This window comes from Streptococcus sanguinis (genome assembly GCF_050222175.1).
GTDB lineage: Bacteria > Bacillota > Bacilli > Lactobacillales > Streptococcaceae > Streptococcus > Streptococcus sanguinis_M.
Window position 1 is genome coordinate 1,601,844 of the sequence record NZ_CP071420.1, and the last position, 20,464, is coordinate 1,622,307.

Annotated in this window: 19 protein-coding genes; 4 read left to right on the forward strand and 15 right to left on the reverse strand. The window is 42.1% G+C overall.

Going from position 1 to position 20,464, the window contains the following annotated elements:
* Positions 1 to 187: 187 nt before the first annotated feature.
* The 7 genes from glgA to J1C91_RS07860 all read right to left on the reverse strand — a co-directional run bounded on the left by glgA (position 188) and on the right by J1C91_RS07860 (position 9,845).
* Positions 188 to 1,618, reverse strand: a complete 1,431-nt coding sequence (glgA, locus tag J1C91_RS07830) for a glycogen synthase GlgA (RefSeq protein ID WP_002900748.1) — start codon at positions 1,616 to 1,618, stop codon at positions 188 to 190.
* Positions 1,615 to 2,754: a glucose-1-phosphate adenylyltransferase subunit GlgD gene (gene glgD / locus J1C91_RS07835; protein ID WP_002900749.1), complete on the reverse strand. Its 1,140-nt coding sequence runs from the start codon at positions 2,752 to 2,754 to the stop codon at positions 1,615 to 1,617. Before glgD ends, glgA begins: the two co-directional genes overlap by 4 nt.
* Positions 2,744 to 3,886, reverse strand: a complete 1,143-nt coding sequence (locus J1C91_RS07840; RefSeq protein WP_002897914.1) for a glucose-1-phosphate adenylyltransferase — start codon at positions 3,884 to 3,886, stop codon at positions 2,744 to 2,746. Before J1C91_RS07840 ends, glgD begins: the two co-directional genes overlap by 11 nt.
* Positions 3,887 to 3,892: 6 nt before the next feature.
* Entirely contained in the window at positions 3,893 to 5,803 is a 1,911-nt protein-coding gene (gene glgB, locus J1C91_RS07845) for a 1,4-alpha-glucan branching protein GlgB (protein ID WP_002902694.1), read from the reverse strand.
* 385 nt (positions 5,804 to 6,188) lie between these two features.
* On the reverse strand, positions 6,189 to 7,613 hold the full coding sequence (locus J1C91_RS07850) for an NADP-dependent glyceraldehyde-3-phosphate dehydrogenase (RefSeq protein ID WP_002910196.1): 1,425 nt from the start codon (positions 7,611 to 7,613) through the stop codon (positions 6,189 to 6,191).
* Between the two features lie 233 nt (positions 7,614 to 7,846).
* Positions 7,847 to 9,580 carry a phosphoenolpyruvate--protein phosphotransferase gene (ptsP, locus tag J1C91_RS07855; protein ID WP_002896016.1) on the reverse strand — a complete coding sequence of 578 codons (1,734 nt, stop codon included), beginning with the start codon at positions 9,578 to 9,580 and terminating at the stop codon, positions 7,847 to 7,849.
* A 1-nt stretch (position 9,581) separates the two neighbouring features.
* On the reverse strand, positions 9,582 to 9,845 hold the full coding sequence (locus tag J1C91_RS07860) for a phosphocarrier protein HPr (protein ID WP_002896017.1): 264 nt from the start codon (positions 9,843 to 9,845) through the stop codon (positions 9,582 to 9,584).
* 597 nt (positions 9,846 to 10,442) lie between these two features.
* Between J1C91_RS07860 and nrdH the strand changes: the two genes are divergently transcribed.
* The 4 genes from nrdH to nrdF all read left to right on the forward strand — a co-directional run bounded on the left by nrdH (position 10,443) and on the right by nrdF (position 14,379).
* On the forward strand, positions 10,443 to 10,661 hold the full coding sequence (gene nrdH, locus J1C91_RS07865; RefSeq protein ID WP_002897920.1) for a glutaredoxin-like protein NrdH: 219 nt from the start codon (positions 10,443 to 10,445) through the stop codon (positions 10,659 to 10,661).
* Between the two features lie 160 nt (positions 10,662 to 10,821).
* Positions 10,822 to 12,981: a class 1b ribonucleoside-diphosphate reductase subunit alpha gene (gene nrdE, locus J1C91_RS07870; protein ID WP_125439086.1), complete on the forward strand. Its 2,160-nt coding sequence runs from the start codon at positions 10,822 to 10,824 to the stop codon at positions 12,979 to 12,981.
* Between the two features lie 30 nt (positions 12,982 to 13,011).
* Positions 13,012 to 13,389 (forward strand): hypothetical protein, encoded by a 378-nt coding sequence (locus tag J1C91_RS07875; RefSeq protein ID WP_125439088.1) that lies wholly within the window; start codon positions 13,012 to 13,014, stop codon positions 13,387 to 13,389.
* 30 nt (positions 13,390 to 13,419) lie between these two features.
* On the forward strand, positions 13,420 to 14,379 hold the full coding sequence (gene nrdF / locus J1C91_RS07880) for a class 1b ribonucleoside-diphosphate reductase subunit beta (RefSeq protein WP_002900761.1): 960 nt from the start codon (positions 13,420 to 13,422) through the stop codon (positions 14,377 to 14,379).
* A gap of 56 nt (positions 14,380 to 14,435) precedes the next feature.
* On the opposite strand, the gene J1C91_RS07885 is transcribed toward nrdF, so the two are convergent.
* From J1C91_RS07885 to J1C91_RS07920, 8 genes are all read right to left on the reverse strand, one after another.
* Positions 14,436 to 14,741 carry a hypothetical protein gene (locus tag J1C91_RS07885; protein WP_002912062.1) on the reverse strand — a complete coding sequence of 102 codons (306 nt, stop codon included), beginning with the start codon at positions 14,739 to 14,741 and terminating at the stop codon, positions 14,436 to 14,438.
* Positions 14,742 to 14,819: 78 nt separating this feature from the next.
* The gene (locus tag J1C91_RS07890; RefSeq protein ID WP_002900765.1) at positions 14,820 to 15,434 is read right to left on the reverse strand and encodes a DUF6287 domain-containing protein; all 615 of its coding nucleotides are present in this window, start codon (positions 15,432 to 15,434) and stop codon (positions 14,820 to 14,822) included.
* Between the two features lie 50 nt (positions 15,435 to 15,484).
* Positions 15,485 to 16,099, reverse strand: a complete 615-nt coding sequence (locus tag J1C91_RS07895) for a DUF6287 domain-containing protein (RefSeq protein WP_002910205.1) — start codon at positions 16,097 to 16,099, stop codon at positions 15,485 to 15,487.
* Between the two features lie 71 nt (positions 16,100 to 16,170).
* On the reverse strand, positions 16,171 to 17,106 hold the full coding sequence (locus J1C91_RS07900) for a helix-turn-helix domain-containing protein (protein ID WP_125439090.1): 936 nt from the start codon (positions 17,104 to 17,106) through the stop codon (positions 16,171 to 16,173).
* Between the two features lie 353 nt (positions 17,107 to 17,459).
* The gene (locus tag J1C91_RS07905) at positions 17,460 to 18,377 is read right to left on the reverse strand and encodes a diacylglycerol/lipid kinase family protein (RefSeq protein ID WP_185761339.1); all 918 of its coding nucleotides are present in this window, start codon (positions 18,375 to 18,377) and stop codon (positions 17,460 to 17,462) included.
* A 161-nt stretch (positions 18,378 to 18,538) separates the two neighbouring features.
* A complete protein-coding gene (locus J1C91_RS07910; RefSeq protein WP_002910211.1) occupies positions 18,539 to 19,192 on the reverse strand; it encodes a CPBP family intramembrane glutamic endopeptidase in 654 nt (217 codons plus the stop codon).
* A gap of 21 nt (positions 19,193 to 19,213) precedes the next feature.
* On the reverse strand, positions 19,214 to 19,915 hold the full coding sequence (locus J1C91_RS07915) for a CPBP family intramembrane glutamic endopeptidase (protein WP_049547482.1): 702 nt from the start codon (positions 19,913 to 19,915) through the stop codon (positions 19,214 to 19,216).
* On the reverse strand, positions 19,912 to 20,454 hold the full coding sequence (locus J1C91_RS07920) for a DUF3267 domain-containing protein (RefSeq protein ID WP_125439092.1): 543 nt from the start codon (positions 20,452 to 20,454) through the stop codon (positions 19,912 to 19,914). Before J1C91_RS07920 ends, J1C91_RS07915 begins: the two co-directional genes overlap by 4 nt.
* Positions 20,455 to 20,464 lie beyond the last annotated feature (10 nt).

Below are 20,464 nucleotides of genomic sequence, written 5' to 3' on the forward strand. Positions count from 1 at the left end.
ATAACGGGAAGCAGATTTAAACGTAGAAATACTTTTTTCAATTAAGATGGGAATCGCTCACTTCAGCCACAAGCTAAAAACAGTGCTCCAACACAGTATGATAATATATAAAAATGTAATTCTCACGGAAATCCTCCCTTGTCCAATGGGCAAGAGAGGATTTTTTATACTGATTCCAAAGTAAATGTTATAAAAGTGATTGATATAAATCACTGTAAGCCTTGCTGGCTGTATCCCAAGAGAAGTCTCTTTCCATCGCCTGTTCTTGCAGAGATTTCCAAGCTTCCTTGTCATCGGCATAGAGCTTGAGTGCTTCCTTGAAGGTCCAAGTCAGCCAGTAGCCAGAAAAGTTATTGAAGCTAAAGCCCGTTCCCTGTCCTGTATAGACATTGTAAGGCTCGACGGTATCACGCAGACCGCCCACTTCATGCACCAAAGGCAAGGTTCCGTAGCGCATGGCCATCATTTGTGAAAGGCCACAAGGTTCGAAGCGGCTTGGCATGAGGAAAATATCGCTGGCAGCGTAGATCTCCTGAGCCAAGGTTACATCAAAGAGAATATTAGCTGAAAGCTTATCAGGATAGGCATGACCAAACCAAGCGAAAGCCTGCTCAAAAGCTGGATCCCCTGTTCCCAAGAGGATAATCTGCACATCTTCCTGGAGGAGATTATGCAGCTCTTCCACTACCAAATCAAAGCCTTTCTGACGGGTCAGACGGGAAACAATCCCAACTACCGGCACATCATCACGCACAGGCAGACCAACTCGCTCTTGCAAAGCTCGCTTGTTTTCTAGTTTACCAGATAAGTCAGATTTGTTAAAGTGATGGGCTAATAGCGGATCCGTTTCTGGATTATAGATATCTGTATCTATACCGTTGACAATTCCGACCAGCTTACCGGACTCCATCCGCAGGATTTGATCCAAATTGCAGCCAAATTCTGGTGTACGGATTTCGCCTGCATAGCTAGGTGATACAGTTGTCACTCGGTCCGCATAGAGAATACCAGCCTTCATCCAATTGAGACAGTCATTCCAACGTAGGGTGCCATCTGCATAGCGCTCATAGCCCACTCCAAATAGTTCCCAAAGCATGCTGTCAGGGAACTGACCTTGGAACTCCAGATTATGGATGGTCAAGACAGTCTTGATATTCTGATAGGCTTGAATCCAATGGTATTTTTCCTTAACCAAGAAAGGAATCATAGCTGTATGATAATCGTGAACATGCAGAACATCTGGAATGAAATCAATCCGCTCCATCAGCTCAACCGCTGCTAACTGGAAGTAAGCAAAGCGCTCACCATCATCAAAATCCCCGTAAACATGGCCGCGGAAGAAATAATGCTGATTGTCAATAAAATAGAAGGACACACCATTCAAGACCAGTCGCTTGACTCCAACGTACTGGCGACGCCAGCCAACACTGACTTCAAAGTAGAAAAGGTCTTCCACTTGGTCGCCAAATTTGGCATGGGTCATGTCATAGTAAGGCAGAATAACACCAACTTCATGGCCAGCCTTGACCAGTGATTTGGGGAGAGCGCCGATAACGTCTCCCAAACCACCTGTTTTAGAAAATGGGGCTCCTTCTGCTGCTGCAAATAAAATCTTCATCGAATTATGTCCTCTGTAACTTTTTGGCTCTTCTTGACTACGATTGGGTCTTCTGCAGTTCCGCGAATCACCACTCCTTCGCCAATTTCAACACCCTTGTCCACAATCGCGTACTCGACAGTTGCATTTTCTCCAACTTTCACTCGAGGGAAGAGAACACTGTGTTTAACACTGCTTCCAGTCTTAATCTTGGTATTCCGCGAAATCACAGAATTGATGACCTCACCTTCCACAATGCTTCCTGACGCAAACTGGGAGCGAGATACTTTTGAAGACTCAGCATAGTAAGTTGGCTCTTCATTCTTAACCTTTGTGTAAATCTTTTGGTTCGGACTGAAAAGAGAGTAGAATTTCTTACTTTCAAGCATATCGATATTGGATCTGTAGTAGGTCTCTACAGAATAGATATTAGCCAGATAGCCTGTATATTCGTAGGCAAATGCCCCTTCCTGAGTTGCTAAATCACGCAGGACATAGCGAAGTTTTTGCGGATGCTCTTTCTTGGCTTCTTCTTCCAGCTTTTCAATCAGCCATGGAGTATCCAACACAAAGATGTCTGTAGACATATTAAAGAGCTCAGCATCTTCTCGACCATCAAAGAGTTTATGACCTCTAACATGGTCCGTCTCATCAATATCTAGGACAGCATTTACATCCGAAATATTTTCCTTATGCAATTTCTTATAGACAACTGTAATCGGCTGTTCTGTTGTATTGTGCAAATGGAAAACTTGATTGAGGTCAATATTGACCAAGATATCGCAGTTAAGTGCGACCGTTTGGTTGGAACCAGAGCGTTTCAGATAGGTCAAAAGCTGATCATAGTATTCCTCACCGACTGTAGAGCTTTCTACACGAGTATTGTAGATTCCTAGGTAATAGTGGCTAAGCAAAGTAGACAGACCCCACTCACGACCTGAACGAATATGGTCAAAAACAGAGCTGATATTGTCCTGCTGGAAGATACCAAAGACACTGCGGATACCAGCATTGGCAAGACTTGAAAGCGGGAAGTCAATCAAACGGTATTTCCCACCGAATGGCAAGCTGGCTACTGGACGATGATTTGTCAGAGTTGACATATCATGAAAGCCGACTGTATTTCCTAAAATTGCTGAGTATTTATCAATCTTCATCTTTTGGTACCCCCACTTTCTCGTTGTATCCAACAACATATACTTCCTCTGTACCATCAATCTCTACACCATCAGAGATGATAGCCCCTTCACCGATAATGGCCCGCTTGATCTTAGCGTCTTTGCCAATAACAGCTCCACTCATGATGACAGAGTCTTCAATGACTGCGCCCTTTTTGACTTGAGCACCAGTAGAAAGAATAGAGTGTTTTACTGTACCGTCAACGAAACAGCCATCAACGACCAGCGAATCTTCTACATGGGAATTTTCACTGATGAAGTTTGGCGGAGAAATCAAGTTGCGAGAATAAATTTTCCAGCGACGATTGCGGCTATCCAGAGCATTTTCTGGGCTGATGTATTCCATGTTGGCTTCCCAGAGAGACTCTACTGTACCAACGTCTTTCCAATAGCCTGCAAAGTCATAAGCATAAACGCTTTCTCCAGATTCAAGATAGTTAGGGATAACATTCTTACCAAAGTCAGACATATCCACATTACTCTTTTCAGCAGCTACCAGCATATTGCGCAGACGCTGCCAGTCAAAGATATAAATCCCCATAGAAGCCTTGGTTGACTTAGGATGTTCTGGTTTTTCTTCAAATTCAACAATCCGATTATTAGCATCTGTATTCATGATACCAAAACGGCTGGCTTCTTTGAGAGGCACATCCAAAACAGCAACTGTCAGGCTGGCATTGTTGTCCTTGTGAGATTGAAGCATATCATCATAGTCCATCTTGTAGATATGGTCCCCAGACAAAATCAGGACATACTCAGGATTGATACTGTCGATATAGTCAATATTTTGATAAATCGCATGGCTGGTACCTTCAAACCAACGATTTCCTTCGCTCGCAGAATAAGGCTGAAGAATGGACACGCCCGAGTTAATACCATCGAGCCCCCAGCTAGAACCATTTCCGATATGACTGTTCAGAGCTAGTGGTTGGTATTGAGTAATGACACCGACATTGTGAATACCGGAGTTGGCACAGTTAGACAAGGCGAAGTCAATAATACGATAGCGGCCGCCAAACTGTACCGCAGGTTTTGCGATACTCTGTGTGAGCTTTCCAAGACGAGTTCCTTGCCCGCCGGCAAGAATCAAAGCTAGCATTTCATTCTTCATAGACTATTACTCCTTTGTGGAATCTTTTTTAACATTTTTTCGAGCAATCCGACGCTTGATCTTCCAGATGCTGGCTCCAAGAGCTGGCAACGTAAAGGTCAAGGTCTGTGGATAATCTTTCCAAAGTCCTTCTTGAGACTGAACTGTTTCGTTATGTTCCTTCCAAACACCTCCCCATTCTTCTAATTCAGTGTTCCATACTTCTTCATAAATGGCTTCCACTGGAACACCAATGGTAAAGTTCTTCCGCTCTACCGGCGCCATATTGAATACACAAACTAACATATCTCCTTTTTCCGTCTTACGGATGAAGGAGAGGACACTTTGATCGGTATTATCCGCATCAATGATTTCGATGCCATCGTAGCTCAAATCAATTTCCCAAAGCGGACGATTGTCTTTATAGAAGGCATTGAGTGCAGCAGTGAAGCCCTGCATCTTTTTGTTCATCTGATCGTCCAGATTAGACCATTCTAGCTGCTCTTCTGACTTCCATTCTAGGAACTGACCAAATTCTGAGCCCATAAAGAGCAGTTTCTTGCCCGGATGGCAGATTTGGTAGGTCAGCAAGTTGCGGAGCCCTGCAAATTGATTGTAACGGTCACCCCACATCTTATGCATGAGACTCTTCTTGCCGTGAACCACTTCATCATGCGAGAATGGCAGGAGGAAGTTTTCAGAGAAAGCGTACATAAAGCTGAAGGTCACTAGATTAAAATCGTACTTACGATAAATCGGATCTTCCTCGTAGAAGCGAAGGATATCATTCATCCAGCCCATATTCCACTTGTAGTCAAATCCAAGACCACCCAGCTCTCTCATGCCAGTAATCTTGGTCTCTGAGGAGCTTTCCTCTGCAATCATCATGACATCAGGATGGGCTAGTTTGATAACCGTATTGAGGCGCTGCAGGAAGTAATAGCCTTCATAGTTACGATTGCCGCCATCTTTATTTGGCTGCCATGGACCGCTGTCATAGTCTAGATAGAGCATATTGCTGACAGCATCAACCCGAATTCCGTCCAGATGATAAAAATCAATCCAGAATTTAATGCTGGAAATCAAGAAAGACTGAACCTGATTCTTGCCCAAATCAAAGTTGAGAGCACCCCATCCATAGTTATGGGCCCTATCGTGGTCCTGATACTCGAAAGTCGGTGTCCCATCATAGTAGGCTAAAGCATCATCATTAATAGTGAAATGACCCGGTACCCAGTCCACAATGACACCGATATTGTTCAAGTGACATTCTTCGACAAAGTCCTGAAACTCCTCAGGCGTGCCATAGGTGTGCTCAAAGGCAAAGTAGCCCATGAGTTGATAGCCCCAGCTAAGTCCCAGCGGGTGAGCCATAAGCGGCATGAATTCCACATGCGTGTAGTTCATCTCCACCAGATACGGAATCAAGTCTTCTTTTAACTGGGCAAAGCTATAAGGACTGCCGTCTTCATTGCGTTTCCACGAACCAGCATGCACTTCATAGATATTGACCGGCCGAGAGAAGAAGCCCCAGCGCTTCCGGCGTGCCAGCCAAAGACCGTCTTTCCACTTCTTCTCAGGAATAGTGCGAATGACTGCTCCCGTGCCCGGACGCTCTTCCAGATAAATAGCCAGCGGATCAATTTTCAAAATTTCCTGACCACTGCTGCGCTTGATATTGTACTTGTATATATCACCTTCCTTAGGCAGCTCCGTGAAGACTTCCCAAACGCCCGCTTCATTTCGGACCATAGGAATCTGCTCTTCATACCAATTGGTGAAATCTCCAATCAAATGGACACTCTGAGCATTAGGCGCCCAAACGCGGAAAGAGTAGCCAGACTTGCCGTCCACTTCATCCTGATGCGCCCCTAGATAATGCTGCAAATGAAAGTTTTCACCTGTTGTAAAGGTTCTTAATGCTTCGTTCTTATCCATGTAATCACCTTTCTATTTGTAAGCGTTTTCTATAATACTATTCTACATTATTTTTATCTCTTTTTCAAGTAAATTTCAAATATCCTTACGGAAAATCACTAAAACCGAACATTAGCTAAAATTAGTAATAAATGAGAGAGAAAACACTGCATTTTGTGCCTCTAAGTATGTTTTTATTCCTTTTTCGCTAAATATAGGAGCTATCCAAAACAAGAAAAAGATGAAAATTTTCATAAAGATATAGACCAATATGTAAATTTACATTTTAAAATAATAAGCAATTAAACATATAAATGCTTGATTCTTTTCAAATCATGAGGTAATCTTATTAGATTTACAAGTTCATCAATGTAAGAAAAAAGGCCGCACAAAGCCGCCTTTCTCATTATTTCACATCAAACACGATGGATTTCACTTGTGTCATCGCTTCGATACTGTAACGAATCCCTTGCACTCCTGCTCCAGATCCCTTAACTCCAAGGAATGGGAAGTTATCTGGACCACGTTGGGTCTTATTATTGATATGTACAGTACCCACTTCCAGTTTCTCAGCAATTTCAAATGCTTTAGGGAAATCATTTGTAAAGACTGAAGATTGAAGACCAAACTCTGACTGGTTACAGATCTGAATAGCCTCTTCAACGGAAGTCACACGAATAATCGGAAGAACAGGACCAAATGGCTCTTCCCAAGCTAATTTCATATCCAGTGTCACATGGTCAAACAAGGCAGGCCAGATGAGATTTGCTTCACGTTTGATTTCTGTCAAGGCTGACGCTCCCTTTTCCTGAGCATCTTCAATCAAGCCCCAGATGAAATCTGCTGATGCATTATCAATGACTGGTGTGATATCCGCATTATCAAAGGGATCCCCAACCGTCAGTTTCTCTACCTCTGCCTTAATCAGCGCCGCTAATTTGTCTGCTACGCTCTCCATGACAATGACACGTTTAATAGCCGTACAGCGCTGGCCAGAATAACTGTATGCCCCGCCAACAATCTGCTTAGCTGCATGCTCCAAGTCAGCATCTTCCAGCACAACTGCAGCATCCTTACCACCCAATTCTAACATAATTGGACGCATACCAGCTAACTTCCCGATGCGCTCACCGATTGGGGTGGAGCCAGTAAAGTTAATGTAGTTTACTTCCTTATGCTCAATGATGTAATCCCCGATTTCTGAACCACGTCCTGTGATGGTATTGAAAACTCCAGCAGGCAGACCAGCCTCAGCAAAAGCTTGAGCCAGGAGCAGACCAGAAATTGAACCTTGAGTAGGTGGCTTAAACATCACGACGTTTCCGCCGATAAGGGCAGGAGCAATTTTGGAACCAGACAGGTTGACTGGGTAGTTAAATGGCGCAATGGCCAGTACAACTCCTACAGGCTCACGACGAACCACAGCCAGTTTTTTCTTACTGGCAGCTTCAAAGCCGCCACCTTCCATAACCTGACCGTGAATACGAATGCCTTCTTCAGCCGCATAGCGAATCAAGTCTGCTGTCCGGACTACCTCTCCGACTGCCGCTTTGATCCCCTTGGCAACTTCTTTTGCAAGAATTTCGCCAATCTTCTCCTGATCGCGCTCCAAAATATCCGCAACCTTATGCAAATAAGCTGCACGTTCAACTGCTGAAAGAGCTCGCCAAGCTGGCAAAGCCGCACGAGCGCTTGCCATCGCATAGTCAACCTCTGCCTGAGTCATGGCAGGCACAGTTCCTAAAATCTCATTGTTGATAGGAGATGAGATGGTAATTTCATTTTCAGAAACTTTCCACTCTCCATTTATATAGTTTTTATATTGTGTCACTTGTCCCCTCCAAAATGTTATTAAATATTATTTTACCAAATTTTCTGAAAATTTCAACCAAAAGTTATAAATTTAAAGAATTTTTTCACAATTAAGATAGATTGTCTAAGTTTGTTCATATTATATCTGATTATTTCTATTTTCTTTGATTTCAACTTTCTGAACAAACTTCACTATGCCTTTGAAGAAAACTAAAAAAGACCAGGAAAAACTCCCTGATCTTAATTTTCAGATTAATCGAAGTCCAGATATTCTTTTTCAAGCTCAAGAACTTCTTCCATCGTTGCACATTCAGTCAGTGCACGCTGAGCCAGTTCTTCCATCTTCTTCGTATCCAGCTTCTTCATGAGGCTACGAGTCCGAAGGACAGAAGTCGCACTCATAGAGAATTCATCCAAGCCCATACCTACGAGCAATGGCACCGCTGTTTGGTCGCCGGCCATTTCTCCACACATACCCGCCCACTTGCCTTCAGCATGAGCTGCTTTGATAACATTGTTAATCAAGCGAAGGATAGATGGGTTGTAAGGTTGATAGAGGTAAGAGACTTGCTCATTCATCCGGTCAGCTGCCATAGTGTACTGGATCAAGTCGTTGGTACCGATAGAGAAGAAGTCTACTTCCTTGGCAAATTGATCCGCCAACATAGCTGCTGCTGGGATTTCAATCATAATCCCCACTTGGATATTGTCTGCTACTGCAACGCCTTCAGCTTGCAGCTTAGCTTTCTCTTCGTCATAAACCGCTTTAGCTTTGCGGAATTCTGTTAGAAGGGCTACCATTGGGAACATGATGCGCAATTGTCCATGTACAGAAGCACGCAAGAGAGCGCGGATTTGTGTACGGAACATAGCATCGCCAGTTTCAGAGATAGAGATACGCAAAGCACGGAAACCAAGGAATGGGTTCATTTCATGCGGCATATCGAAGTAAGGAAGCTCCTTATCTCCACCAATATCCATCGTACGAACAACAACTGGTTTTCCATTCATGCCTTCAAGCACAGCCTTGTATGCTTCATACTGCTCATCTTCTGTCGGGAAGTCTTGAGAATCCATATAAAGAAACTCAGTCCGGTAAAGACCAACTGCTTCTGCACCGTTAGCATTGACACCTTCAACGTCTTTTGGTGTACCGATATTGGCAGCCAATTCGAAGTGCTTGCCATCTGCAGTCACAGTCTGAGCATCCTTAAGCAATTCCCATTCAGCTTTTTGCTTAGCATAAGCCTCACCAGCTGCTTTAAATGCTGCGATTTGCTCTTCAGTTGGGTTGATAATCACTTCACCGGTGATACCGTTAGCTGCGATCACATCGCCGTCTTTTACAAGTTCAGTAATGTTATTAGTTCCCAATACTGCTGCGATTTCAAGCGTACGTGCCATGATAGCAGAGTGGCTTGTCCGTCCGCCGATATTGGTTACAAAAGCTTTAACAAATTTCTTATCCAGCTGTGCTGTATCAGAAGGAGTCAAGTCATGAGCAATCACAACTGATTCTTCATTGATAGACGCTGGGTTTGGCAATTTCTTGCCCAAAAGGTTAGCAAGAACACGTTTTGTCACGTCGCGGATATCTGCCGCACGTTCCTGCATATATGGATTGTCGTCCATGTTTTCAAAGAGAGTGATAAACATGTCCGTTACTTCTTTCAGACCAGCTTCTGCATTGGTCTTTTTCGCACGGATTGTTTCTTTGATTTGCCCAACCATTTCAGGGTCAGCAAGTACCATTAAGTGAGCGTCAAACACCTGAGCGGCTTCCTCACCAAGGCTATCTACTGCTTTCTCACGGATAACAGAAAGCTCGTTCTGTGAAGCTTCAAGAGCTGCATCCAAACGAGCCTCTTCTGCATTCGTATCTTCGACTGAAACAGTCTCAAATGATAAATCCGGTTGAACTAATAGATATGCCTTAGCAACGGCAACACCGTCAGATGCTGCAATTCCTTTAAGCATTTCTGTCATATTAAGCCAATCCTTCTTTTTCCATTGTTTCAGAGATTGCAGCGATAGCATCGTCTGCATCTGCACCTTCAGCTGAGATCTTAACATCAGCTCCTTGGCCAACACCGAGACTCATAACACCCATGATAGATTTCAAGTTTACTGATTTACCTTTGTATTCAAGCGTGATGTCTGAAGCGAATTTGCTAGCAGTTTGAACCAACAAAGTTGCTGGACGTGCGTGAATACCTGTTTCTGCTACAATGTGGAAATCTTTAGAAGCCATAGTTAGACTCTCCTTTTAAATAATTCTTTTTGAGTTATTGTGATAACCCTTACAAGTTGATATTATATCACCTTTTGAAATCTTTTTCAAGAATTTTATAGCCCGCTTACAAAATATTTCTTAGGAAATGAAAACTCTTCTTATTATATTGAAGAGAGAATTTTCGAGCTAAATCCCACATTTCCCAAGCTTTATTCAAAAAAGTCTGCCACCAAATTTTCAATTGTTAATTTCTTATTTTATAGGAACTAATTGTTATAAAATAAGAATATAAACTCCTCCCTCCACTCCTCCTAGTGATTCCCTAAATTCTGTAACACAAGATATTGGATTTTTGTTTTTAGCGGAAAAGCTGCCAGTCATTTTTCTAACATTTTAAGACTTGTTTAAGCATTGCCGCATCAGCATTTTGCTCCTTTTCTGCAATTTTTCACTTCTTTTCACCACTTATCCAAACACTATATATTGTATTGTAATCTATCCTATAACAAAATATCACACAATATTTAGTTCAAAACTATTGACATTCTATTTTCTTTTAGATATACTAGTTTCGTATTATTTAAAAGAAAAAACGAAAGTTTAGAGGAATTTTTAATGGTAACTATTTACTCAAAAAATAACTGCGTTCAGTGCAAAATGACCAAGCGCTTCTTAGATACTAATCATGTAGAATACCGCGAAATCAACTTGGACGAACAGCCAGAATTCATTGACCATGTCAAAGATCTTGGTTTCAACGCTGCTCCTGTGATTCAGACAGCAACTGAGGCATTTTCTGGTTTCCAACCTGGTAAATTGAAAAAACTGTCTTAATGTAGTTTATTTTGAGGGCAGCGCGCCTTGATTGGGAGATAAACTAAAAGACAGATTATCAGGGCAAACTGCAGCTCCTATGCTCATAGGGGCCGTTTCTTTTGTAAGGCGGATATTTTCCCGCTAGCTAATTATCTTATTTATATAGAAAAGGAAAAACATGGGACTCAAACATTTAGAGGATGTGACATACTTCCGACTCAACAACGAAATCAACCGTCCAGTTAATGGTCAGATTATGCTTCATAAAGATCAAGAAGCCTTAAAAGCTTTTTTTAAAGAAAACGTTGAGCCAAACACCAAGCAATTTTCTTCTATCACAGAAAAAATTAAATATTTAATAGAAGAAAACTATTTGGAGAAGGAATTTATTGAACTTTATTCTCCTGAATACATCGAGGAGCTGACTGCTTTTATCCATGCTCAAGATTTCAAGTTTAAATCTTTCATGGCTGCTTATAAGTTCTACAACCAGTATGCCCTGAAGACAAATGATGGCGAATACTATCTGGAAAGCATGGAGGATCGGGTACTCTTCAACGCCCTCTACTTTGCCAACGGAGATGAAGCCATTGCCAAGGATATTGCCAATGAAATTATCCACCAGCGCTACCAACCAGCTACACCAAGCTTCCTCAACGCTGGTCGGGCTCGTCGCGGTGAATTGGTTTCCTGCTTCCTCATCCAAGTAACAGATGACATGAACTCAATCGGCCGCTCCATCAACTCTGCCTTGCAACTCTCTCGTATCGGTGGCGGGGTCGGTATTTCCCTCAGCAATCTACGGGAAGCTGGAGCACCTATCAAGGGTTATGAAGGAGCTGCATCTGGCGTTGTACCTGTTATGAAACTCTTTGAGGACAGTTTCTCCTACTCTAACCAGCTGGGCCAACGTCAAGGAGCTGGGGTTGTTTACCTCAATGTCTTCCACCCAGATATCATTGCCTTCCTTTCTACTAAGAAAGAAAATGCTGACGAAAAAGTTCGGGTTAAAACCCTCTCACTCGGTGTTGTCATTCCGGATAAGTTCTATGAATTAGCGCGCAAGAATGAAGAAATGTACCTCTTCAGCCCCTATTCTGTTGAACGCGAGTATGGAGTGCCATTTGCCTACCTTGACATCACTGAAAAATACGATGAATTGGTCGCTAATCCAAATATCACTAAGACCAAGATCAAGGCCCGTGATTTGGAAACAGAAATTTCCAAACTCCAACAAGAATCTGGCTATCCTTATGTCGTAAACATTGATACGGCCAACCGTTCAAATCCAATCGACGGTAAAATCGTCATGAGTAACCTTTGCTCTGAAATCCTGCAGGTACAAGAGCCTAGCCTTTTGAATGATGCGCAAGAGTATCTTCACTTGGGAACAGACGTATCATGTAACTTAGGCTCTACCAACGTTGTAAACATGATGACATCGCCTGACTTTGGAAAATCCATCCGGACCATGACACGCGCCCTGACCTTTGTCACAGACAGCTCGCACATCACAGCTGTGCCATCTATCGACAACGGTAATAGTCTGGCGCACACCTTTGGTCTGGGAGCTATGGGACTGCACAGCTACTTGGCTCAGCAGTTGATCGATTACGGATCAGCGGAAGCTGTAGAGTTCACCAGCATCTACTTCATGCTCATGAACTACTGGACCTTGGTTGAGTCTAATAATATCGCTCGTGAGCGTGGCGTGACCTTCCATAACTTTGAAAAATCTGACTATGCTAATGGCACGTACTTTGACAAATACCTGACGGGTGAATTTGTACCTAAGTCTGACCGTGTCAAAGAACTCTTTGCTGGCATCTTTATCCCATCTGCAGAGGATTGGGCAGAGTTGCGTGATAAGGTCAAGGCTGATGGTCTCTACCACCAAAACCGACTAGCCGTTGCGCCAAATGGCTCTATCAGCTATATCAATGATGTTTCTGCTTCAATTCACCCAATTACTCAACGGATCGAAGAACGTCAAGAAAAGAAAATCGGTAAGATCTACTATCCTGCTGCTGGTCTGTCAACTGAGACTATCCCTTACTACACCAGTGCCTATGACATGGACATGCGAAAGGTTATCGATGTCTATGCAGCCGCAACTGAGCACGTGGACCAAGGTCTTTCCCTGACTCTCTTTATGCGCAGCGATATTCCTAAAGGCCTCTACGAATGGAAAAAAGAAAGCAAGCAAACAACCCGCGACCTTTCTATCCTGCGTAACTATGCCTTCAACAAGGGTATCAAGTCCATCTACTACGTCCGTACTTTCACTGATGATGGGGGCGAAGTAGGTGCCAACCATTGTGAAAGCTGTGTGATCTAACGAAGTCAAAGTATCGCTGAGGTTATTAACATGAAAAATTTAATTTTAGAGTCTATTAAAATATCAAAAGAAGTCAAGTGGGATTATGCTAAAATGGCTCAACTTACGAAGTTATGGGGAGGACCAAAAAAAGCAGCCGTTTCTCTAGCAGTAATACTTATTAGTATTGGAAGTTTTCTAGGTACAGTAACCACTCTCAGTTTTCAAAAATTATATAAACTTTTCCTTTCTAAACTCCAAACTAGCAAGAATAAAACCTCATCAAACGAAGAAATCAATCAAATAATTCAACAAAAAACAGATGATTACTTAAACGAAGTGCAAAATAGAAAAGAAAACAATCAAAGTACTGATGACATTGATGAGGAATATAACAATTCTATAAAACAACTTTTAGATAGTAACTGAGACAGAATAATTCAAAAGGATTTTTACAACATGCAAACTTACTACAAAGCCATTAACTGGAACGCTATCGAAGACGTGATCGATAAGTCCACCTGGGAAAAACTGACCGAGCAATTCTGGCTGGATACTCGGATTCCCCTATCCAATGACCTGGATGACTGGAGAAAGCTGTCCCACAAGGAAAAAGACCTGGTCGGCAAGGTCTTCGGTGGTCTGACTCTGCTAGATACCCTCCAGTCTGAGTCTGGTGTGGATGCCCTGCGCAAGGATGTCCGTACAGCCCACGAAGAAGCTGTCTTCAACAACATCCAATTTATGGAGTCCGTTCACGCCAAGTCCTACTCTTCTATCTTTTCTACGCTCAACACCAAGTCAGAAATCGATGAAATCTTTGCCTGGACCAATACCAATCCATACCTGCAAAAGAAAGCTGAGATTATCAACGAAATTTACCTGAACGGTACCGCTCTGGAAAAGAAAATAGCCAGCGTTTTCTTGGAAACCTTCCTCTTCTACTCTGGTTTCTTCACTCCGCTCTACTATCTGGGTAATAACAAACTGGCTAACGTTGCTGAGATTATCAAGCTGATTATCCGTGACGAGTCTGTCCATGGAACCTATATCGGCTACAAGTTCCAGCTAGGTTTTAACGAATTGCCAGAAGACGAGCAAGAAAAACTCAAAGAATGGATGTACGACCTGCTCTACACCCTCTATGAAAATGAAGAAGGCTACACTGAAAGCCTGTATGACACAGTCGGCTGGACCGAAGAGGTCAAGACCTTCCTGCGCTACAATGCCAACAAGGCTCTGATGAATCTGGGACAGGATCCCCTCTTCCCAGACTCAGCGGACGATGTCAATCCTATCGTCATGAACGGTATCTCAACCGGTACTTCCAACCATGACTTCTTCTCCCAAGTAGGTAACGGCTACCTGCTGGGTGAAGTCGAAGCCATGCAGGATGACGACTATAATTACGGTTTATAAGACAAAGAATCCCTCTTTCCAAAATACGGAAAGAGGGATTTTGACTGACTATTAATCTATTGATTATCGTAGATATATTCTTCCAGATGTTCTGCGACTGTAATCTCAACTCCAGCCTCAGATGTTAGATAAATCACGGTACAATCATGAGCTGGGACAATAGGAAATAAAAAGGGTTTCATATTTTGATAAATTCTATACATCCGCCTTTGACTCGTTGGATTTTCAAGATAAAGCTTGCTGTCACCACCAGAAAAGTCAGCCGGCAGAAGGGCATAGTAAGCCACCAAAGCTCCATTTTCATCCAATACTCTAATCTTATTTAAGTCCTCAGCTATTTTTTTCATCATTAAGGTGGCCATTTTTTACTCCCTTCATGTTTTTTTATCCAAATATAGGTGGAGCTGGGAACATCATCCCTAACCCCACCTATACAGTCACTAATTAGATACGCGATAATACGGATGCTGGGAAGCAGTGATAGCATCTTGTCCAACTCGAATCTGTGCTTTAGGATTCTCGTTTCCAGTATCAGGCAAAACAGCTCCTTCTGGAATTACTAAAAAGGTTGCGCTACTGCTACCAGCAGTATAAGCAAGAGTAGATACATAACTACCATCGCTTACTTGACCTTTTAGTAAAGTATAATCGCTGGATTCTTTTCCATTCAGAGTATGAGAAACGACCCCTTGATTATTCAATACTATCGCATCCCCCAAATCATTTTGCCAAGTACCGGCTACAGTCGAAAAATCTCCTGCTGCCAAAGCATTGACATCGATACCCGCTGCTGGAGTGGCTGGGTCTTTCGTGTCAGACTTTGTTTCATTTTTAGGCTGAGCTTCAGAAGATACTGACGCTGCATCAGTTTCATCTGGGCTAGCTGATGGAACAGCTTTCGCTTCAGACTTAGAATCTGATTTAGAAGTTTGAACTGTTTGGCTAGAGCTATTACTTTGAGATGTTTGCTTGTCCTGCTGTTTACTGCAAGCACCAAGCAAGATAATGGAAGAAGTGAGTGCAGTCGCAAGAAACATTAATTTTGCATTTTTCATAAAGGGAACCTCCTCTAAGTTTCAAACATATAATAATCAAATAAAATTAGTTAATCAGCTACTCGATAATACGGATGCTGGGAAGCAGTGATAGCATCTTGTCCAACTCGAATCTGTGCTTTAGGATTTTCGTTTCCAATATCAGGCAAAACAGCTCCTTCAGGAATCACTAAAAAGGTTGCGCTGCTACTACCAGCAGTATAAGCAAGAGTAGATACATAACTACCATCGCTTACTTGACCTTTTAGTAAAGTATAATCACTGGATTCTTTTCCATTCAGAGTATGAGAAACAACCCCTTGATTATTCAATACTATCACATCCCCCAAATCATTTTGCCAAGTACCGGCTACAGTCGAAAAATCTCCTGCTGCCAAAGCATTGACGTCAATACTCGTTGCTGGAGTAGCTGGGGCTTTCGTGTCAGACTTTGTTTCATTTTTAGGCTGAGCTTCAGAAGATACTGACGCTACATTAGTTTCATCTTGGCTAGCTGATTGAACAGCTTTCGCTTCAGACTTAGAATCTGATTTAGAAGTTTGAACTGTTTGGCTAGAGCTGCTATTTTGAGATGTTTGCTTCTCCTGCTGTTTACTGCAAGCACCAAGCAAGATAATAGAAGAAACGAGCGCAGTCGCAAGAAACATTAATTTTGCATTTTTCATAAAAGGACCTCCTTTAGGTTTGCCTAATTATAACACGAAAGATTTTGCCAAAACAGGACATAGATGTCCTGTTAGCCTTGATGATAGATCTGAAGTTCTTTATTCCACTCCTCAGACATTTTTTTAGATAGAAAAGTATGACCTAACAATTTCGCCAGCGTCAGTCCCTCTTCGTAGTATTGTTGAGCCTTTTTCTCGTCCTTGTGTACGAAAAGCTCATATTCTCCCTCTAACATTCTTATCAGCGGTTTCTTTTGATAGTCCTCTGTCAATTCCATGATTATATTAAGTTTGTTGAGTGTATCTTTTGTATAAATGAACTCTTTTCGCTCGCACTCAATACCTGGGATTGTTAGTAGAGCATCTCGCATGAGAAAGAGATATTCATTTGGAATATAGTCAACTGACTGCAGTAATCGCCGAGCGATTCTTGTATATAATTCCTTATCAAACTTAGCTGACCGAATCTCCTCTTCATCTCCCACATAGATCTGATAGAGCTGGATGTAGAGTAAGTCATTCACGTCATAATGCTTTTTACTTTGCAAATCATCCAAATGCTGGGAAAAGAGAGTCATTCCATACTTCTGGAATTTCTCAGAAGTATAAGTATAAATCTTTGATTGCAAGATATCCATTACATTCTGCTCAGCTTCTGGCAAATCATCGTAATAAACTTCAAAAATCTCATCTATGATATGCTCCAATTCGGACAAGACTTCAGAGTTGCCATAAGTGGTCGTGCGAATCAGCTTATACTTCAAGCGCTGGTAATCAGCAGGTAGAGCGGCATCTTCTTTTTTACTTCCTATCAAGGTTGCCAAATCAACCTCTAGACAGGAAGCCAGATATTCTAAAGTAGAGAGAGTCGGCTGGGAAATGCCGGACTCCAAACGCGTTAACTGCCGTATAGAAAGCTTTGACTCATCACCACACAATTGCTCCTTGGTCCAGCCCCTATTTAATCGAAGCTGTTTCAAATGCTGTCCAAATTCTTTTCCTTGCATCGTCAATTCCCCTCCCAAATAAATTAGGAAACCTTTGCTTATGTTATCATGTTATTCTAGATTTATTATAGCATAACTGGAAAGATTTTACTAATAAAATTCTAAAAAGATTACTTCCTTTTCTCAGTGATGAAATCTACCTAACTGTTGCAACAGTTAGGTAGAGCGGAGCTATTGAGACCTTAGGCTCGATAGCTAGTCATGGAACTCTGCAGGAGGTCGCTGACGTCCGCCATCACTTGAGAAAAGTATGTAAATCTAAAAATTAGCATATTACAAATATTAAAGGACCCCAAACTTAAAAGTTTGGAGTCCTTCTACCATATTCTTTTTTGAGTCTAAACACAAAAAAACTAGCAATACACATTCAAGTGAGATGGCAAGACACGAATCGTTACTGGCAATTGGTCGCCCTCATCTCCGTCAACGTTGACGCTGAGCTCTGCCTTATCATCAGCCAACTCAACTGTGATTTCCTTGAAGGTCAGATACTCGATATTATCACTTTCTTCACCATTACCTGAAATCAAATCCGGCACAGAAACCAAGGTGTCCAAGAGATTTTTATCCTTAAGATACAAGAGGTGAAGCAAGCCGTCATTGACAGTGGCTTCAGGGAGAATGCTCTCGAAACCTCCGATTGAGTTGGTAGAGCCAATCAAGAGTGTGCTGCTCTTTATCGTACGCTCTTCTCCATCAATCTTCAAGTGAAATTCGTAAAAACTAGTATCCATCAACTGCTTGAAGCCAGAGATAAAGTAGGCAAACTTGCCCCATTTGGTCTTGTCTTCAGAATCTACATTGTTAATCGACTCTGGAATGGTTCCAATGGCAACCACATTCATAAAGTACTGGTCATTAATCTTGCCGATATCAAGCGGCTTGACTTTGTTGATATCCAGATTTTGGATGGCTTCTTCAGCGTCCAGGGGAATGCCGAGAGCACGCGCCAAGTCATTGACCGTACCAAGTGGAAAGAAACCAAAGGTCGGACGATAGTCTAGTTCAGCCAGACCGCTGATTCCTTCATTGACAGTTCCATCGCCACCCATGACAAAGACGCTATCATAATGGTCTTCTGCGGCTTGCTTAGCAAAAGCTGCTGCGTCTCCGCCTTTTTCAGTATGCTTGACCACTACCTCATCAAAACATTCTGCCAGCTTTTCTCTTGCCAAGTCTTCATAGGACTTGGCTTTTTCGCCTCCCGAGCTAGGGTTGACAATTAATAGGACTTTAGACATAAGGAAACCTCTTTTCATTTTATAGCTCATTATACCATCTAGAAAACACTTTCACAAGAATTTGAAACTGCTGACTTTCGAGAAACCAGAAAAGCAGTTTGGTATTTAAAGTCCATTCCACAGAAAAACACTTCTGCCGTTAGATTTTCCTGCCTAACTTTAGAAGTGCTGTCTTATATTTCGTTTTTCTATTAAAAGAAGACAATGAGAACAAAGGCAATTAGGTTATTGGCCAAATGTAGGCCAATTGAGTAGCGCAGGTCCTTCTTAGCTAGATAGCCTAGGCCAAAGATAGCTCCCAAGATGAAGTAAACCAGAAACTGTACTAGATTACCCGGCATGTGCAGAAGAGAGAAGAAGCTGGCAGATACAGTTAAATAGAGCAGGATTTTCGCTAAGCTATTTTGGTCGGGAAAGAGAAACTTAGCCAAAAATCCTCGTGTCAGCAACTCCTCAAGAATAGGAGCAAAGATTACCATGTATAGGAAGGCAAAGGCTGGCTGCTGCTGAATCAACTCTACAGCAGTGTTCTGATTGGCAGAAGATTCAATAGGAACGAGCTGCTGGAAAATGATAAAAGCAAGCAAGAGGACACTGGGAAGCCAGATAGAACTGGTTAGCTTGGTATTTTTGATTTCCAGTTTCAAATCTTTCTGGTACCATTTCCACATGGCAAAAGAATAGAGACTTGCAAGTATGACAAAAATCGGCAAAATCAATAGTTGAGAAGTTCCTCCTGTCAGAGAACCTATAGTGAAGATAACTACAGCCGAAAATATATAGAAATAGGCCAAGAGAACAAGTATATAAAGGCCAAAATTAGTAAAGAAAGTTTTTAATTTCATAGTGATTCCTTATAGATTGATTTACTTAAACATAGCTAGCAGCAGTATTATAGCCATAGGAAGATTGTTCAGGATATGAACCAACATGGAATCTTTTATATTCCCCCGACGAGCATAGGATAAATAAAGAACCAGTCCAAGTGCAAAATAAATTGGGAACTCAGTCAATTGGGTGATATGAGGCAGGGTGAAGACCACAGAAGTCACAATGGCAGGCAAAGCTTTTTGATTATTTTTGAAAAAGAAGGCAGTCCCAAAACCGCGGAAAATTAGTTCTTCCATGATAGGAGCGATAAAAGCAATCGTTGCAACAAAGAGCAAGGCAAAGAAGATATGCTGCGAAGACATCATTCCCCCTAGCCCTTGTATGGCGCTGTCATTACTGGTCTGGGAATTGCCGCTCAGGATGAGATTGAGATAAACACCGACAATAGCAGCCACTCTGGCAAGGAAAAAGAATAGAAAAGCAAAACCGATATCCTTGCCAGACAGTTTGAATTTCTTCTTTTCTTCAGGCACATGCTTCTGATATCGCCGCCACAAGCTACGAAAAATTAAGAAAACTAAAATCAGATACAAGGCTACCAATAAGATTTCTGCATAAATAGGTAAATTCTTCCCGAGCCTTAAGAATAGCATCGGAGCAACATTTATAAGGAGGCTAAGAGCAATTAAGCCTATCCATTTTACAAGTCCTAAAGCAATTGATTTGAAGTTGTTCATTTTGTACTCTCCTTTTGATAAATATTAATACCGACTTCCGTATCCTCAACAGCTATATCACCCTGCTGCTGAAGAATAGCGACAGCGAGGAAAAAATCTCCTGCACAGCCGGCTGCATGGAAGCTAGCAAGGACGATATAAGAAGCCGCAGTTAGAATATGCAAGCCATAGATCAAGGTCAGGGCTAGGCTAATCAGAAAGAATGGTGCCAGGATAATGACGAGCATCCTTTTCCGACTGTAACGACTGCCTGGGCTAGTCGCATAGGCCATGCCGCTCTTAAAACCAAACTTGACCTTAGTATTTTCATCCCCCAAGACCTTAAAGAAAAAGCCGTGGATCAGCTCATGGATGACCATTAGAACAAGGAGGTAGAATAAGTCAAAGAAATGAAAAACTTCGCTGCCCCTGCCATACATTAGAATGGCAATCCAGGTAAAGAGGGCTAGAAAAGGGAAGATCAGCAATACAGCCGTTATATTCAGAGCCAGATTGACCTTTTTATTATGGATAAAATCAAGTTCTTTCAGTAGTTTCATAATTTCCGCC

What these genes read in the sequence shown, in the direction of transcription:
- glgA (WP_002900748.1), bottom strand. Translation starts at nt 1,618, where the DNA reads ATGAAGATTTTATTTGCAGCAGCAGAAGGAGCCCCATTTTCTAAAACA.
- glgD (WP_002900749.1), bottom strand. Translation starts at nt 2,754, where the DNA reads ATGAAGATTGATAAATACTCAGCAATTTTAGGAAATACAGTCGGCTTT.
- J1C91_RS07840 (WP_002897914.1), bottom strand. Translation starts at nt 3,886, where the DNA reads ATGAAGAATGAAATGCTAGCTTTGATTCTTGCCGGCGGGCAAGGAACT.
- glgB (WP_002902694.1), bottom strand. Translation starts at nt 5,803, where the DNA reads ATGGATAAGAACGAAGCATTAAGAACCTTTACAACAGGTGAAAACTTT.
- ptsP (WP_002896016.1), bottom strand. Translation starts at nt 9,580, where the DNA reads ATGACAGAAATGCTTAAAGGAATTGCAGCATCTGACGGTGTTGCCGTT.
- J1C91_RS07860 (WP_002896017.1), bottom strand. Translation starts at nt 9,845, where the DNA reads ATGGCTTCTAAAGATTTCCACATTGTAGCAGAAACAGGTATTCACGCA.
- nrdH (WP_002897920.1), top strand. Translation starts at nt 10,443, where the DNA reads ATGGTAACTATTTACTCAAAAAATAACTGCGTTCAGTGCAAAATGACC.
- nrdE (WP_125439086.1), top strand. Translation starts at nt 10,822, where the DNA reads ATGGGACTCAAACATTTAGAGGATGTGACATACTTCCGACTCAACAAC.
- J1C91_RS07875 (WP_125439088.1), top strand. Translation starts at nt 13,012, where the DNA reads ATGAAAAATTTAATTTTAGAGTCTATTAAAATATCAAAAGAAGTCAAG.
- nrdF (WP_002900761.1), top strand. Translation starts at nt 13,420, where the DNA reads ATGCAAACTTACTACAAAGCCATTAACTGGAACGCTATCGAAGACGTG.
- J1C91_RS07885 (WP_002912062.1), bottom strand. Translation starts at nt 14,741, where the DNA reads ATGGCCACCTTAATGATGAAAAAAATAGCTGAGGACTTAAATAAGATT.
- J1C91_RS07890 (WP_002900765.1), bottom strand. Translation starts at nt 15,434, where the DNA reads ATGAAAAATGCAAAATTAATGTTTCTTGCGACTGCACTCACTTCTTCC.
- J1C91_RS07895 (WP_002910205.1), bottom strand. Translation starts at nt 16,099, where the DNA reads ATGAAAAATGCAAAATTAATGTTTCTTGCGACTGCGCTCGTTTCTTCT.
- J1C91_RS07900 (WP_125439090.1), bottom strand. Translation starts at nt 17,106, where the DNA reads ATGCAAGGAAAAGAATTTGGACAGCATTTGAAACAGCTTCGATTAAAT.
- J1C91_RS07905 (WP_185761339.1), bottom strand. Translation starts at nt 18,377, where the DNA reads ATGAGCTATAAAATGAAAAGAGGTTTCCTTATGTCTAAAGTCCTATTA.
- J1C91_RS07910 (WP_002910211.1), bottom strand. Translation starts at nt 19,192, where the DNA reads ATGAAATTAAAAACTTTCTTTACTAATTTTGGCCTTTATATACTTGTT.
- J1C91_RS07915 (WP_049547482.1), bottom strand. Translation starts at nt 19,915, where the DNA reads ATGAACAACTTCAAATCAATTGCTTTAGGACTTGTAAAATGGATAGGC.
- J1C91_RS07920 (WP_125439092.1), bottom strand. Translation starts at nt 20,454, where the DNA reads ATGAAACTACTGAAAGAACTTGATTTTATCCATAATAAAAAGGTCAAT.